Annotated in this window: 15 protein-coding genes; 10 read left to right on the top strand and 5 right to left on the bottom strand. The window is 44.8% G+C overall.

The genetic code is table 11. The features are described from left to right. Window positions 1-111: 111 nt before the first annotated feature. From M1L52_RS05050 to M1L52_RS05030, 5 genes are all read right to left on the bottom strand, one after another. On the bottom strand, window positions 112-1,059 hold the full coding sequence (locus M1L52_RS05050) for an HIRAN domain-containing protein (RefSeq protein ID WP_248613852.1): 948 nt from the start codon (window positions 1,057-1,059) through the stop codon (window positions 112-114). A gap of 58 nt (window positions 1,060-1,117) precedes the next feature. Next, window positions 1,118-1,474 carry a hypothetical protein gene (locus M1L52_RS05045; RefSeq protein WP_248613851.1) on the bottom strand — a complete coding sequence of 119 codons (357 nt, stop codon included), beginning with the start codon at window positions 1,472-1,474 and terminating at the stop codon, window positions 1,118-1,120. Between the two features lie 70 nt (window positions 1,475-1,544). Next, window positions 1,545-2,048, bottom strand: a complete 504-nt coding sequence (locus M1L52_RS05040; protein ID WP_248613850.1) for a hypothetical protein — start codon at window positions 2,046-2,048, stop codon at window positions 1,545-1,547. 149 nt (window positions 2,049-2,197) lie between these two features. Continuing rightward, complete coding sequence (locus M1L52_RS05035; protein WP_248613849.1) at window positions 2,198-2,920, bottom strand: hypothetical protein; 723 nt, start codon at window positions 2,918-2,920, stop codon at window positions 2,198-2,200. 55 nt (window positions 2,921-2,975) lie between these two features. Beyond that, window positions 2,976-4,415, bottom strand: a complete 1,440-nt coding sequence (locus tag M1L52_RS05030) for a hypothetical protein (protein ID WP_248613848.1) — start codon at window positions 4,413-4,415, stop codon at window positions 2,976-2,978. 413 nt (window positions 4,416-4,828) lie between these two features. On the opposite strand from M1L52_RS05030, the gene M1L52_RS05025 reads away from it, so the two are divergent. From M1L52_RS05025 to speA, 10 genes are all read left to right on the top strand, one after another. Then, entirely contained in the window at window positions 4,829-5,011 is a 183-nt protein-coding gene (locus tag M1L52_RS05025) for a hypothetical protein (protein ID WP_248613847.1), read from the top strand. 508 nt (window positions 5,012-5,519) lie between these two features. Further along, window positions 5,520-6,806 (top strand): methionine adenosyltransferase, encoded by a 1,287-nt coding sequence (gene metK, locus M1L52_RS05020; RefSeq protein ID WP_248613846.1) that lies wholly within the window; start codon window positions 5,520-5,522, stop codon window positions 6,804-6,806. Between the two features lie 49 nt (window positions 6,807-6,855). Then, on the top strand, window positions 6,856-7,635 hold the full coding sequence (locus tag M1L52_RS05015) for a DUF4271 domain-containing protein (protein WP_248613845.1): 780 nt from the start codon (window positions 6,856-6,858) through the stop codon (window positions 7,633-7,635). A gap of 11 nt (window positions 7,636-7,646) precedes the next feature. Continuing rightward, the gene (locus M1L52_RS05010; RefSeq protein WP_248613844.1) at window positions 7,647-8,396 is read left to right on the top strand and encodes a uroporphyrinogen-III synthase; all 750 of its coding nucleotides are present in this window, start codon (window positions 7,647-7,649) and stop codon (window positions 8,394-8,396) included. Then, the gene (locus tag M1L52_RS05005) at window positions 8,396-8,827 is read left to right on the top strand and encodes a ribonuclease P protein component (RefSeq protein WP_248613843.1); all 432 of its coding nucleotides are present in this window, start codon (window positions 8,396-8,398) and stop codon (window positions 8,825-8,827) included. The genes M1L52_RS05010 and M1L52_RS05005 overlap by 1 nt, the downstream gene beginning before the upstream one ends. Window positions 8,828-8,849: 22 nt before the next feature. After that, on the top strand, window positions 8,850-9,092 hold the full coding sequence (gene yidD / locus M1L52_RS05000; protein ID WP_248613842.1) for a membrane protein insertion efficiency factor YidD: 243 nt from the start codon (window positions 8,850-8,852) through the stop codon (window positions 9,090-9,092). Window positions 9,093-10,136: 1,044 nt separating this feature from the next. Further along, on the top strand, window positions 10,137-12,446 hold the full coding sequence (topA, locus tag M1L52_RS04995) for a type I DNA topoisomerase (RefSeq protein ID WP_248613841.1): 2,310 nt from the start codon (window positions 10,137-10,139) through the stop codon (window positions 12,444-12,446). 89 nt (window positions 12,447-12,535) lie between these two features. Next, complete coding sequence (locus M1L52_RS04990; RefSeq protein ID WP_248613840.1) at window positions 12,536-12,907, top strand: endonuclease domain-containing protein; 372 nt, start codon at window positions 12,536-12,538, stop codon at window positions 12,905-12,907. 71 nt (window positions 12,908-12,978) lie between these two features. After that, window positions 12,979-13,581, top strand: coding sequence for a shikimate kinase (locus M1L52_RS04985; protein ID WP_262917936.1), 603 nt, complete (start codon window positions 12,979-12,981; stop codon window positions 13,579-13,581). A gap of 8 nt (window positions 13,582-13,589) precedes the next feature. Beyond that, window positions 13,590-15,482: a biosynthetic arginine decarboxylase gene (gene speA, locus M1L52_RS04980; protein WP_248613839.1), complete on the top strand. Its 1,893-nt coding sequence runs from the start codon at window positions 13,590-13,592 to the stop codon at window positions 15,480-15,482. Window positions 15,483-15,617: the final 135 nt, after the last annotated feature.

Genomic DNA, 15,617 nt, shown 5'->3' with positions numbered 1-15,617 from the left:
TCTTTTAATGTGACGAGGGTCACCCCTTGTCACTTTTTTAGAATACCGAATCCCCCACGTTACAAGTTAAAGCTTGAGGGTAATCTATAGACAAATAATATCGGGAGAGCATCAATCTGTTATCTGAAGAGTAATAGCATGATACTCTTTAAGATATTTCACTAAAGGCTCATAGGCTGAAAGACTACGTGAAGTTTTTCGCGGCAACAACTTTGCCAAGTCTGCCAAAGATATGCGGTATGTTCCGGCATCAGAAAATTGGTCGAAGTATTTGCTTAATGCCTCATATGAATTTAAATAGTTTTTATTGATATTACTTTTCTCCATTAGAAAACGTAACTTTACTTCAATAGTCCAGGATTTCTCATCAACAATAACGTCTTCGACGAATCCAGCAACTTCTGTTTTTTTGTATTGGTTAGCTATAAACGAATCGTCTATATACCCCATAACAGAGTGCATATCAGTATAGATGGCAACAAGATTGTTTTCGGTAGATTTATAAAATGTCACCGAATGACCAATATTGCCTTTAATGAAATCTGCCGCTTCTCGAAAATCATAGCGGAGATATTTGCCTTTTAGTATAACATCTGTTTGGTAAGGAAGAGTGTATGTATTATGGTAACTCTGTAAATATGATATATTTATTCTCTCCCATCCCATGCAAGTACAATCTAAAGTAGCCCAATATCGTTTGTAAACATTCATAATGCGCCACACATCACCTGTATCATCTCGCCCTATATAACCAAGTTTGTGCCCTAAAAGATAAATTGCTATAGCGTTAGGGTCATACTCATTCCATGGCTCTTCTTTCAAATCCAACTGAAAGCCATTATAATGATTATCCCCCAAAAGGTATAAGTCGTTCCTATAATAGTGAAAATTTATACCTGCTATCTCAAAAGATTCCTTTCTCTCAATAGCGAAGTCTCGTTTAAACTCTTTATTGGATGGCAATAAAGGCCCAAGATAATGGTGTTCGAAGACTATGTTTATCTCACGTTCTTCTAAAAGATCTGCATTAATAATGCTTGAATTATGCTCGTGCCACATATTAATAATGTTTAGGTAATTGAGAAAAACATCTTTTCTTCTATTGATTATTCTGGCGCTACCACTGAATGCCTAGTTTCTTTAATGCCTTGTGGGTGTACTGTAAGGTTCCGTTTCCCACACCATCCAAATCGAGTAATTGGCCTGGTGTCAGGGCAAGGAACTCGCCCAAAGTATTTACGCCTCGCTTTTCAAGTGAGGTGCGTAGTCGAGTAGCGTAAGACTGCTTGCTTGGACCAAATGCCTCGTACAAATCTTCCAACGTGTATTCCAACTTTAAGTCTTTAGTTCTATTGTCGGCATTGATAAATGTAATCATGTTTTGAGCGAGATATTCGCGCACCTCCCTCAACTCGTTCTCAATATTTTCCAGCTTCTGAAGTATGCTGGTAGGACTTATTCTTATCTCTTTCATTGTGTTGCTGTCTTTAATTCTTCTTGGTTTAGAGATATGTGATTTTCGCAATGTGGCCAAAGATCCATTTTCAGTCCCACCACGAAAACATATTATATTCTCTGATTAGGTGATAAAGGTGAAGGGCTTTCTGCTGGCGCAGACTCACTATTGAGAGGATGGCCTTGTCCCTATTGCCCTCCAGCTGTGCATCCCTGATGGGAGCGGAACGGAAAAAGCGCCGCTCATTCCTCACATTCACATAAACAGGGTAGTCGGCAATAGGCTTTCTGTTCGTATCGTCAAGTTCGTAATTCCCATCCTCCAGTTTGCGGAACTTCATTTCACCAGAGAAGGATTGGTGGAGCCAGGTATTGAAAACGGCATCCTCCTCCATGAAAATGTCAATGAGACGGATGCAGATGCCGATGTCGCGCACCACGACAGCATTATTCGCCAGATGCCCCTCGCTCTTGATGCAGTCACGCATTCTTTGGAGTTTCTTCTTCTCCAGGGCGATCAGATAGGCATAGCTCCAGTCTTGGTCATTTGCCAACAGCCGTTTGTAGGCATGTATAGGGTTCTTATGTTTCATTTGTCATTTCTTATAGTTCTTCTTGCAAAAATCATGCCAGCACCACCTCGGTGGAAATACGCCATTTTGAATACTGTCAACCGTCATAGTGAAGGGGAAAGGGATAGTTTTTATTGCAAATTCCTTTGTCAATCAGCAAAAACCTACTTTCATTCTTCAACCAAGCCTCTTATTCTAACAGAATACCTATTGAAGTTAATTCCTTCACAATAAGGGTGACTTCTTAGGCGATTCCAGGCCAACCACGCATTTGAGCGTACAAACTCCAAAGTGAGAGTGTTGGCAACCAATACGTCATCAACAGGTCTGTTCTCATAATACCATCTATTACCTATATAATATGCCAGGGTATCAATCGCATTATTCGCTGCGTCATAATCGTTATCAGCGATTATCCTAAGATGTTTATCTTCATAGGGATTGTCAAGCCATATTGTCATGTCGTAAGTATAAAAAGGCATTTTGTCGGCAAACATTAGCCAATCGACATCACGTATGTCGAATTTGCTATACTTGCTGGAGCTATCTTCTAAGAATGTTTTCCTGATAAGGGCTGCAGGCACACGAACCAATTTGTCTTTTGTCACGTTATCCAGCCTAAGGTTATCATACTGGTAACGGTATTTACTCTTTTCAAGTTCAGGGTTGTCGAATATAAATTGATATAACAGCCATTCTACAGCTTTTTCGGCTGCAACAGAGTCGTTCTTAGCAACGAACTTGTAAGTTCGCTTCCATGGGTCATAGTTTGGATTGGTTTTCTTCTCGTATTGCAAAACATATTGGTTGTTAAACACATTGAGATATGCATAATAACCACCAGCTGATACCGCTGCTATTGCGATTATGATGAGGATGATTTTCTTAACCATATTCATTATTTCTTACAATAATTATATAGAATCGCAGGATAACATGATAAAAAATCTATTCCCTGCTGTCATATACAATTTGTTTCTCTGTCAGGATTTTCTTTGTACCATCCATATAGGTGATAACCATTTTTGTCACCCAAAAAGAAGTGACATCACGAGCGACATAATATGATGTGTTGTCCCAATCCCATGAGCCTGATTCCCATTGTTTAACTGGTCCAGTTCCTTTGAAAGAGCCTCTATTGCGAACATCGCCTACTGCGTTTTTGGTTTGCCAAAATAACTCTATGTATTTTATGGTCTTCTTATTGGTATTAACATATTCCATTGAAAGGGATAAATTGCGATAATCAAGTCTCCAAGACCTCTTACCAACAAAGCCATAAGGAGCAGTTTTCTCTACTGCACTCAAATGATCAATGTATTTCTTAGAATTGTATATTTCTATAACTTTTGAAGTCGTTTTGAATTTTTGTTTCAAACTATCCTCAAAAGCCATATAATGATATTTATATTGATCGTAATCCTTCAGGCTCTTAGGAATTTCAGCCTTATGGAGATGGGGGTAATAGAGACCTATCTTCCCTTTTAATTCCTCCATCCATATAATGGTATCGTTGTTTGCTCCAAGGCAAATAAGATTCTCAGGGATATCAACAAATTTTTCACAGTATTTGCAATAAAGACTACCTAAATCCGTTGGCACAATGCTGAATTCATGGGTTCTGCAATAGTCCAATTTCTTTTGTCTGGCTATTGAATCCTCTTTTGCCTTACGTATAGAATCTTCTCTTGCTTTTTGCGCCAATTCAATTTCTTTTTGGCGAATCATCTCGTCTGCTTTGCTCTTGCTAACTTGGGATCGCAGATAATCAACCACGTTGATTTCTGTTGGGGTGCTTGATGTCACTCTACCAGATAATAGCAACAGACCACCATGATTCTGACTTGTTGTTGTGGTTACGCGAATATTGTTACAGTAGAAAGAAGCAAGATTAGGAACCTTTGTGTTAAATGAAGAAGGCAAAGTCCTCTTATATTTGGTCTTGTCAATATATAAATGTCTATTAAGGAACTGCTGCCTGCATTTCTGTATGTAGCCATCAACAAACATCACAGGGGAAGTCGTGTAGTTGAGAAGAGCATCAAGGTTGATATACACTACGTCATCAGTCTCTGTTAATCGAGTCTTTAGTAGCGGTGTAGATTTCGTAATGACTTTCTCTATCAGGTAATGCTTGTTCAGGACATCATCGGGAGTACTGTATTTAGGATACAGAGCCCAATCTGGGTGTGGCTTGTAAATTTTCCCAGACTTGTTTGACCAAAACAGGTTTCTAACAATCAATTCACCCTTGGGCGCATACAGAGTCTGCCCAACCAAATGTGTGTAATTGTTCTTGTTGATGTTCTGTAAACTATCATAACTCACCTCCTGTGAATAAGACAAGCAGGCTACGCAGAACAATAGGAAAGTAGCTAAGTATCTCATATTTTTTTTCGTATCAGCTTGGAATGAAAGAAGCGTGAACTTACTTCATCCTCTCCGAGGCCGTGGAAATTGCCTGCAACACAAGATTAAGTCCGCCCACGCTATCACGTGAGCGCTCACTTCATCTTTCTTCTGTGTTGCCTAAGCAACTTGTCTGTTGAAATTTTCCACGTTTCGGAGACAAGAAGATATAGCGAACGCTAATTCATTGCCAATATGTCTTGTGCCTCTTTCGAAAACACGTTACAAAATTACGAAAAGTTTTCGATTTTAAATACTTTTTACTCGTATTTCAACAAAAAATCTTCAGAATTGTTTGTATATTTAAGAAAATGCACTATCTTCACACTGACAAATCCCGCCCGCTTCCCATAAGAACAGCGTACCCAGCGGGACATTTTTTGTATATAGACATGAGATATACCAAACAAGCAATGACACTGGCACAGCAGATTCTGACACTGCAAGGCAGAGGTCTGATGATTGCTGATACCAATAAGGCAGGACAAGCTCTTGATGCTATCAGTTACTTCCGAGATCCGACCATGATGGAGTTCCCGTCTAATTGGAGACAGGCCCCCATTTGGCAATTGTAGAGTCAGTAGGATAGTGAGTTAGCATTAGTAATCAAGTCATGGATGATTTGAAAACTGATTCGTACCGGATTCTTGTGCTGGTTGGGTTACGGATAAAAAACCTAACTACTTCTTTATTCCTCCCAAATTTGCATATCCCTGCATTATAGCCGCCCCTTATCAAGGGGCTCTAAATCCCCGTATTGCCTTTATTACAGGTCGAATTGCGTTCGCTCGGCCTAAAAGGACGCTTTGCTTGCAAAGAATTTCCAAAATAGCTTCGCTTTTACAAGCTTTTTTCGTAACTTTGACTCCGTCGAAGTTACTTAGCACTCGGAATAGGAAAGAAAAATAAACTTTTCTTTCGCTCTTCTCTCGTTTTTTCGTAACTTTGCGACAAAGTCGCGAATTTACTTCGTCTCGGAAGAAAAAACAAACGCGTTTGTTTTGTTCTTCTCTCGACTTTTCGTAACTTTGCACCCGCTTTAGAGTTTATTTTATTTGTACAAACAAAAATAAGATTCTTTTTATGTCATATCTATTTTCATCAGAGTCGGTGTCGGAGGGACATCCCGACAAAGTTGCCGACCAGATAAGCGACGCTATTCTCGACCAGTTCCTAGCCTATGACGACAAGGCTCGTGTGGCATGCGAATCGTTTGTTACGACAGGTCAGGTTGTCATCATGGGTGAGGTGCGCAGCGATGTATATATCGACCTGCAGACCATTGCTCGCAAGATCATAAAGAAAATCGGCTACACAAAGGCAGAATATCAGTTCGACGGTGACTCATGCGGCATTTTAACTGCCATTCATGAGCAGAGTGCCGACATAAACCGCGGTGTTGACCGTGAGGAAGACGAGAACCAGGGTGCCGGCGACCAGGGAATGATGTTCGGCTATGCCACCAATGAGACCGAGAACTACATGCCTGTAAGCCTCGACCTTGCTCACCTCATTGTAAAAACACTTGCCGACATACGTCGCGAGGGTAAGCAGATGACCTATCTGCGTCCCGACTCTAAGAGTCAGGTAACCATCCAGTATAGTGACAACGGCATCCCCGAACGCATAGATACCATCGTTGTCTCTACTCAGCACGACGAGTTCCTCGCAGGCGGCAACAGCGAGTTTGGCGAAGCCAACGACGAGGCTATGCTGGCAAAGATCAAGGACGATGTCATCAACATCCTCATCCCACGAGTAAAACAGCAGATCCACTCACAGAAGGTGCTCGACCTCTTCGGTCTCGACATCAAATACTATGTCAATCCTACGGGTAAGTTCGTCATTGGCGGACCTCACGGCGACACCGGTCTTACAGGTCGTAAGATCATTGTTGACACCTACGGAGGCAAGGGAGCCCACGGCGGTGGTGCCTTCTCTGGCAAGGACTCATCGAAGGTGGACCGTTCTGCAGCCTATGCCGCTCGCCACATTGCAAAGAACATGGTTGCAGCAGGCGTGGCCGACGAGATGCTGGTACAGATAAGCTATGCCATAGGCGTGGCAAAGCCAATGAACATCTATGTCAACACCTACGGTCGCAGCAACGTACAGATGAGCGACAGTGAGATAGCACGCAAGATTGAGAAACTCTTCGACCTGCGTCCAAAAGCTATTGAGCGCTCACTGAAGCTGCGCCAGCCCATGTATCTCGAGACAGCAGCCTACGGACACATGGGACGCAAGAACGAGGTTATCAGCAAGACCTTTACCAGCCACTACCACGAGACAAAGACCATCGACGTGGAGCTGTTCACCTGGGAGAAGCTCGACCGTGTTGACGACATACGCCGTGAGTTCGGATTGTAACAGTCCTCATCATTTGTAAGCTACCCCTCGGGGCGTGTGCCACATGATTATGCAAAATCCTTTTTATAATCAAAGCGCATTTTATAATGACACAACCACCTTCCACACCAGCCGTTATCATACGGAGCAAGGTGTGGAAGGTGAGCTTATACCCTACTCTGTTAGCAACGACGACTTCATAACCTCGCTGCTGCTGATTTGCTTTGTGGTATTCATCGTGTCAATAGCCCACTCCCACAGGTTCTTAAAGAGACAGGCAAAGAACTTCTTGTTCGCATCGTTCAACGAGCCGTTCCTAAGCAGCGAGACAACATCGGAAGTTCATTTCCAGACCTTCCTGTCAGTCCTCGCAGTATTGCTTTCAGTAACTGTAGGCTTTCAATATACCATGGTCATGGTGCCAGATGCCTATTGGATAGAAAACGAGTTGGAATTGCTGTCAATGGCTTTTGCCATCCTCATGGCATATCATTTGTTCAGAGTTTTCCTCTACACAGTTGTCAACCGAGTGTTCTTCACAAAACGACAAAATATCGTCTTTCTGAGGAGCCTGTTATTCATCTATGCAGCACAGTCAATACTGCTTTTCCCCGCTGTTCTAATTGTCATATATTTCAACATTCCGCTCTCAAAAAGTGTATATTTTTTCGCAATTTTATTCATTTTCTCAAAAATTTTGTCCTTTTACAAGACTTGGAGTATCTTTTTCCAACAAAATAAGCTATTTTTTCAAATAATTTTGTACCTTTGCGCCCTCGAAATCGTGCCCCAAATCTGTTTGGCAGGCGTATATGTGGCACTGATTAACAATTTGAAACTCATTTTTTAGGATAAAGAGAGATGATTAAGAAAATTTTGGTTTCGCAGCCAAAACCAACAAGCGAAAAGTCGCCCTATTATGACATTGCGGAGAAATTCAACGTCGAACTTGTATTCCGCCCATTCATCAAAGTTGAAGGTATCTCAAGCCGCGATTTCCGCGCACAGAAGGTGAACATACTCGACTACACAGCAGTAGTCTTCACTTCACGCCACGCCATTGATCATTATTTCACATTGGCAAAAGAGCTTCGTATCAACATTCCAGAAGACATGAAATACTTCTGTGTGACCGAGACCATTGCCCTCTATATCCAGAAATACGTACAGTATCGCAAGCGCAAGGTGTTCTTCGGCAGCACTGGCAAGGTTGACGACCTGATTCCCACAATGGTGAAGCACAAGACCGAGAAATACCTCGTGCCCATGAGCGATGTTCACAATGACACACTCACCAATCTTCTTGACTCAAAGAAACTCAACCACAAGGAGTGCGTGATGTACAAGACCGTCAGCAACGACTTCACACAGGAAGAGATTGACTCGTTCGACTACGACATGCTCATCTTCTTCTCACCCTCAGGTATCGAGTCGCTCACAAAGAACTTCCCCAACTTCAATCAGGGCAAGATAGCCATCGGCACCTTTGGTCCTTCTACAGCGAAGGCTGTTCATGATGCAGGACTGCGTCTCGACCTTGAAGCGCCAAGCGAGAAGTATCCTTCCATGACCAGTGCCCTGCAGCACTTCCTCGCTATACAAGAAGATTGATGGCAGACTATCATTTCCATAAAAACGAACGTATCACCAGCACCAAGCTGGAAAACGAAATATTCGGCAGCGGAGAATCTCACTCAATGGTGATTTTCCCGCTGCGAGTGGTTTTTATGGTTCGCCAGAAAGAAACAACGGTCTCTGCCGAGGATGCCAAACAGACGACAGAGGCTGCCCATCCGGCCGTTCAAGTACTTTTCAGCGTACCCAAGCGCCGTCTGCACCATGCTGTTGACCGTAACCGCACCAAGCGTCAGCTTCGCGAGGCCTATAGGCTCAACCGCCACATCCTCTCCGACATGGTTCCCACTGACAAACAAGTGGTTGTTGCCGTGGTATGGGTCTCCGACACTCTGCAACCCACGCATCTGATTGCTTCACGCATGAAGTCAGCACTGAACCGTATATCAAAGAAAATAAGCGAATAACCCTTTTCCGTCATCTCTCACCTTGCGCTCCCTTTGGTATTATATTTGTCTGCCCCTGAAGTGGTTGTTGCTACTACCCATACTGTTCTATCAACACTTCATCACTCCTTTTACTCCTGCGTCATGCCGTTTCACTCCCACATGTTCAGAGTATGCCCGCCAGGCTATTGTCAAGCATGGTCCTTTTAAAGGACTGGCTCTCGCCATATGGCGCATACTGCGTTGTAATCCATGGGGAGGCTCAGGCTACGACCCAGTGCCCTAAACTGTTAAACAAACAGAATTAGAGCGACAGAAAAGACGATTCTTTCTATTTGACATAGCGGGTAAAACAGTCAGAAATTATTAAATCTGCGACACAGATTATTAAATCCACGACGCAGATTATGTATTCTGTGACGCAGTTTATTAAATCTGTGACGCAGATTTAATTTTTTCCATCAGCTCAAGTGACAATGTAAGCCATTCTTCGGTGGTATTTGCAAAGCCATTAGCTACTATTTTCACAAAAACCACAAAAACCCTTTTTGAGGTTTGTAGTTACATGTAACTATTGCGCTTAGTGCTATGGTCTTGTCTTTAAGAGCGAGCTCTTACGACCAGGCCATAGCACTAAGCACATAACTTCGTTATTACAAACCTCAAAAAGCAAAAACACCGATTGTTATCACAATCTAAAAAACAAAGATTAGTGCAATAATATACTTGATTCATCGTTCTGTCAATAAAACATCTTTATAGTTATGAATTACAACATTTCAAAACTGGTAGATAGCAACCCCAATCTTGCTACGGAACTCAAAAACAAGTGTTACAAGGTCCCTATCCGTGACCAGTGTGAGAGATATTATTTGGACAAAAGCACTGGCCATATGTACGTATTCTAGGTTTTGCTAATGTTTGAATCGTTGATGTGCAACGTTTTTTTAGGCTTGAAAAGCCGGTGTTTTTTCTTTTCGATGTTTGTAATAACGATAGTTATGTGATAATGGCTATGGCTTTGGCTGAAGAGCTTGCTCTTAAAGACAAGGCTATAGCCCTTATCACAGGAGCTCTGCAGGAGCTACAAACATCGAAAAGTGTTGTTTCTGTTTTTTTCTTTATAACGATTTGCATGCAAATACAGGTATATACTTGCGAGTAATATTTGTCTATTACTTAGACCTTATGAAGTGCTTCGTTAATAATTCGGAGTTGTTACAAAGAAGCGCTGAATCGTTAAGAATATTAAATTTCTTTATATAAATAAGGTGAAAGCAAACTTTTTGCTTACTTTTGCAGCCCAAAATAATCAAATAAGATAAGAAGAATGGAAAAAAATCTTGTCATTGTGGAGTCTCCTGCCAAGGCAAAGACTATTGAGAAGTTTCTTGGTAAGGACTACAAAGTGATGTCAAGCTACGGTCACATCCGCGACTTGAAGAAGAAGGAGATAAGTATCGACAATGATACTCTGGAACCCGAATATGAAATCCCCGAAGAGAAGAAGAAGTTGGTAAGCGAACTGAAGACCCAAGCCAAGAACGCCGAGAAGGTGTGGCTGGCAAGTGATGAGGACCGCGAGGGAGAAGCTATTTCATGGCACCTGTGCGAAGTTCTCGGTCTTGACGAGGCGAAGACCAGCCGTATTGTCTTCCACGAGATTACCAAACCTGCCATTCTCGAAGCCCTTCAGCATCCACGTCATCTGGACATGAACCTTGTCAACGCACAGCAGGCCCGTCGCGTGCTTGACCGCTTGGTAGGCTTTAAGCTTTCACCGGTGCTTTGGAGAAAGGTGAAGCCATCCCTCTCAGCAGGTCGTGTACAGAGCGTTGCCGTGCGTCTCATCGTTGAGCGCGAGCGCGAGGTGCAGGCTTTCAACAGCGAGAGCTACTACAGCGTAAACGGCATCTTCGCCGTTACCAATGCCGACGGCTCACAGTCAGAGGTGAAGGCTGTTCTCTCTCAGCGCATGAAGACCGAGGACGAGGCACGCCAGTTTCTGGAGCTGTGTAAGGATGCAGTCTTCACAGTAGAGAGTGTCAGCAAGAAGCCAATGAAGCGTACTCCTGCTCCCCCATTCACCACATCAACACTTCAGCAGGAAGCTGCCCGCAAACTGGGCTATACTGTCAGTCAGACGATGATGATTGCACAGCATCTTTACGAGAACGGACAGATAACCTACATGCGTACTGACTCGGTGAACCTCTCAGGTCTGTGCATCAATGCCTCAAAGGATGAGATAACCACCCTCTATGGCGAGGAGTACAGCAAAGTGCGCCAGTATCACACCAGTACAAAGGGTGCCCAAGAAGCCCACGAGGCTATCCGCCCAACAAACATGAACATGAAGAGCATAGAAGGCACCCTTCAGGAGCGCCGTCTCTATGAGCTCATCTGGAAGCGCACCATTGCCAGCCAGATGGCAGATGCCGAGATTGAGAAGACTACGGTCAACATCACCGTTGAAAGCAAGCAGAGCCCTCTCGACAGTCAGTTTGTTGCTCAGGGCGAGGTAGTGAAGTTCGATGGTTTCATCAAGGTTTACCACGAGTCTAACGATGACGAAGACAACAATCAGGACACATTCATAGCCGTGCTCCCGCCGCTGAACGAAGGTCAGGAGCTGACACGCCGCGAGATAAGTGCCACTGAGCGCTACAGCCAGGGACCTCAGCGCTATACTGAAGCATCGCTCGTTCACAAGCTTGAGGAGCTGGGCATCGGTCGTCCTTCTACCTACGCGCCAACCATCTCTACCATCCAGCAGCGTGAATATGTTGTAAAGGGTGACAAGAAAGGCGAGGAGCGCAAGTACAACGTGCTGATCCTGAAGGGTAAGCTCATCACCGATAAGTTCCGCGTAGAGATGAGTGGTTCCGACAAAGGCAAGCTGCTGCCCACGGACATTGGTATCGTGGTCAACGACTTCCTCATGGAGAACTTCCCCTCTATCATGGACTATAACTTCACTGCCAAGGTGGAGCAGGACTTCGACCAGATTGCCGATGGTAAGGAGCAGTGGAAGAAGATGATGAGAGACTTCTACAAAGAGTTCGAGCCCATTGTTGAGAAGACCATCAACGCACGCTCAGAGCATAAGGCAGGAGAGCGCGAACTGGGTAAGGACCCACGCACTAAGAAGCCTGTGTTTGTCAAGATTGGCCGTTTCGGACCTGTGGTACAGATAGGCACTGCCGACGACAAGGACAAGCCTCAGTTTGCCCATCTGCCCAAGGAGATGAGCATGGAGACCATCACCCTTGAGCAGGCTCTTGAACTGTTCAAGCTGCCCCGCATGCTTGGCGAATATGAAGGTGAGCCTGTAACCATTGGCTCAGGCCGTTTCGGACCTTATGTTTACCATGCAGGCAAATACACATCACTGCCCAAGGATGCCAATCCATTAGCGTTCACCATCGTTGACGCAGTGAAGCTCATTGACGCGAAGCGCCAGGCAGAAGTACAGAAGCACATTAAGACCTTTGAGGAAGATCCGAAGCTGGAGATAATGAATGGCCGCTACGGTCCCTATATTGTTTACGACGGAAAGAACTACCGCATGCCTAAGTCTATGCACGACCGCGCAAAGCAGCTTACATATGATGAGTGCATGAAGGTGATTAATAAGTAAAAAGACTCTCCCCCTGCCCCTCCCTGTGAGGGAGGGGAGTAGATAGACTTACTACGGAAAACGAGGCTTAGATACGTTTTATTCAATATATGAGCTATAAGACAGCTGCTCCCGACCGATACGGACTCCTTAAGGAATTTGCACGGAAAAACAGAAAAGAAGCAACTTTGGCAGAAACCATTCTCTGGGAATATCTGAGAAAAGGTGTTGCAGGAGAGAAATTTCTAAGGCAGCATGTTATAGGCGACTATATAGCAGATTTCGTTTCAAGACACGGAGGCCTCATCGTAGAAGTGGATGGAGGATATCATTCAGAACCACGTCAGACCGAAAACGATGCAATACGCGAGGACTATTTAGAAAGCATTGGCTACCACGTAATGCGATTCACAAATGAAGAAGTCCTTAACGACCCTGATTCAGTCTTGACTCAAATAGAACATTATTTCAATATTGATTGAGATATTTAAATAATAATTATGATATCGATTGAGATGTTGATTTTAATATAGAAAAGACATTGATTTAGAACATGAATAATATCACTGAGAGCGGTCTAACCACTCCCCTCCCTCACAGGGAGGGGCAGGGGGAGAGTCTTTTTCGACGCATTATTCTTATCGGCTACATGGGAGCCGGCAAGACCACTGTCGGCAAGGCACTTTCAAAAGAACTGGGAATGCCGTTCTATGACCTCGACTGGTATATCGAGAGCCGCCGTCGCAAGACCATCCCCCAGATCTTTGCCGAGCTGGGTGAGGAAGGTTTCCGCAATATAGAGCGTAACATGCTCCACGAGGTGGCAGAGTTTGAAGATGTCATCATCAGCTGCGGAGGCGGAACACCCTGTTTCTTTGACAACATGGACTATATGAACCAGCAGGGACAGGTGGTCTATCTGCGCTGCGAGCCCGACGTACTGGAGAAGCACCTGCGCATGGGAAAGGTGGAACGCCCGCTGATAAAAGGCAAGAACGCTGAGGAGCTGACAGCCTTCATACGCGAACAGCTTGACTATCGCGAGCAGTTCTATAACAAGGCGCGCTACACCCTCGATGTCAGCCTCATGGACAACTATGACAAGATAAAGATAACAATAGAGAAACTTAAAGAACTTCTATCACTAGTCCCCTAACAGAGAACATGAAGAAATGGACCATTGACGATGCCCGTGAGCTGTATAACATCAACGGCTGGGGCACAAGCTACTTCGGTATCAACGACAAAGGCAATGTCTATGTTACGCCCTGCAAGGACGATACTCAGATAGACATTCGCGAAGTGATGGACGAGCTGTCGCTGCGAGATGTCACGTCGCCAGTGCTGTTACGCTTCCCCGACATTCTCGACAACCGTATCGAGAAGACATGGAGCTGCTTCAAGAAAGCTGCTAAGGAATACGACTACAAGGCTGAGAACTACGTGGTGTTCCCCATCAAGGTGAACCAGATGCAGCCTGTGGTGGAAGAAATCATCTCTCATGGACGCAAGTTCAACCTTGGCATCGAGGCCGGCTCTAAGCCTGAGCTCCATGCCGTCATAGCCGTACAGTGCCAGAGCGACTCTATCATCATCTGCAACGGCTACAAAGACCAGTCATATATTGAGCTCGCCCTCCTTGCCCAGAAGATGGGCAAGCGCATCTTCATCGTCGTTGAGAAGCTAAATGAGCTTGACATCATTGCCCGTGAGGCAAAGAAGCTCAACGTGAAGCCCAACATCGGCATCCGAATAAAGCTGGCTTCAAGTGGCAGCGGCAAGTGGGAAGAGAGTGGCGGCGATGCCTCAAAGTTCGGACTGACAAGTGCCGAGCTTCTCGACGCGCTGGAACAGCTCGACAAGCGAGGCATGCGCGACTGTCTGAAGCTCATACATTTCCATATCGGTTCACAGATAACAAAGATACGCCGCATACAAACGGCACTGCGCGAGGCTTCACAGTTCTATATCCAGTTGCACAAGCTGGGCTACAACGTAGAGTTTGTTGACTGTGGTGGCGGACTGGGCGTCGATTACGACGGCACACGCTCACCATCGAGCGAAAGCTCCGTCAACTACTCCATCCAAGAGTATGTCAATGACTGTATCTACACCTTCGTCGATGCAGCAAACAAGAACGGACTGCCCCACCCCAACATAATCACTGAGAGCGGACGCTCGCTGGCAGCTCACCACTCTGTGCTCGTCATTGACGTGCTGGAGACAGCTTCACTGCCCGAGATGCCCGAAGAGTTTGAGCCCGATGAGAACTCTCACCAGCTGGTAAAGGACCTCTACGAGATTTGGGACAACCTATCACCTCGCAATGTGCTTGAGGACTGGCACGACGCTGAGCAGATACGCGAAGAGGTGCTCAACCTCTTCTCTCACGGCATCGTTGACCTGAAGACACGCGCCGAGATTGAAGCCATGTACTGGAGCGTATGCCACGAGATAAACGCTCTTGCCAAGAATATGAAGCATGTGCCAGAAGAGCTGAAGAGCATCGACAAACTGCTGGCAGACAAGTACTTCTGCAACTTCTCACTGTTCCAGTCGCTGCCCGACTCATGGGCTATCGACCAGATATTCCCCATCATGCCTATACAGCGTCTCGACGAGCGTCCTACACGCAATGCGACCATACAGGACATCACATGCGACTCTGACGGTAAGATTGCCAACTTCGTGACCAACCGCCACAATTCCCATTCACTGCCCGTACATGCACTTAAGAAAAACGAGAACTACTACCTCGGAGTGTTCCTCGTTGGCGCCTATCAGGAGATTCTTGGCGACATGCACAACCTGTTTGGCGACACCACTGCCGTACACGTATCAGTGAAGGACGGTCACTATCACATCGACCAGATTATTGACGGCGAGACAGTAGAAGAGGTGCTCGAATATGTGCAGTACAACCCAAAGAAACTTGTACGCCAGCTGGAGATATGGGTAACGAAGAGCGTCAAAGAAGGACGCATCACTCTCGAAGAAGGCAAGGAATTCCTCAGCAACTACCGCTCAGGACTCTACGGCTATACCTATCTTGAGTAAAAATTTCCATTAATTTGGTTATTTTCTCTGTGATTTATTTGCATTTTTGAATTTTTATAAATATATTTGCAGCAGTTATGTGGCTTAGTCCCAATAACTGCTGTTTTTTTTATGAATATTAACTAACCTAATAAC

The organism is Prevotella sp. E13-27 (genome assembly GCF_023217965.1).
Lineage (GTDB): Bacteria > Bacteroidota > Bacteroidia > Bacteroidales > Bacteroidaceae > Prevotella.
Note: the sequence above shows the minus strand (reverse complement) of the source record. Positions and strands in the feature narration are given on the sequence as shown.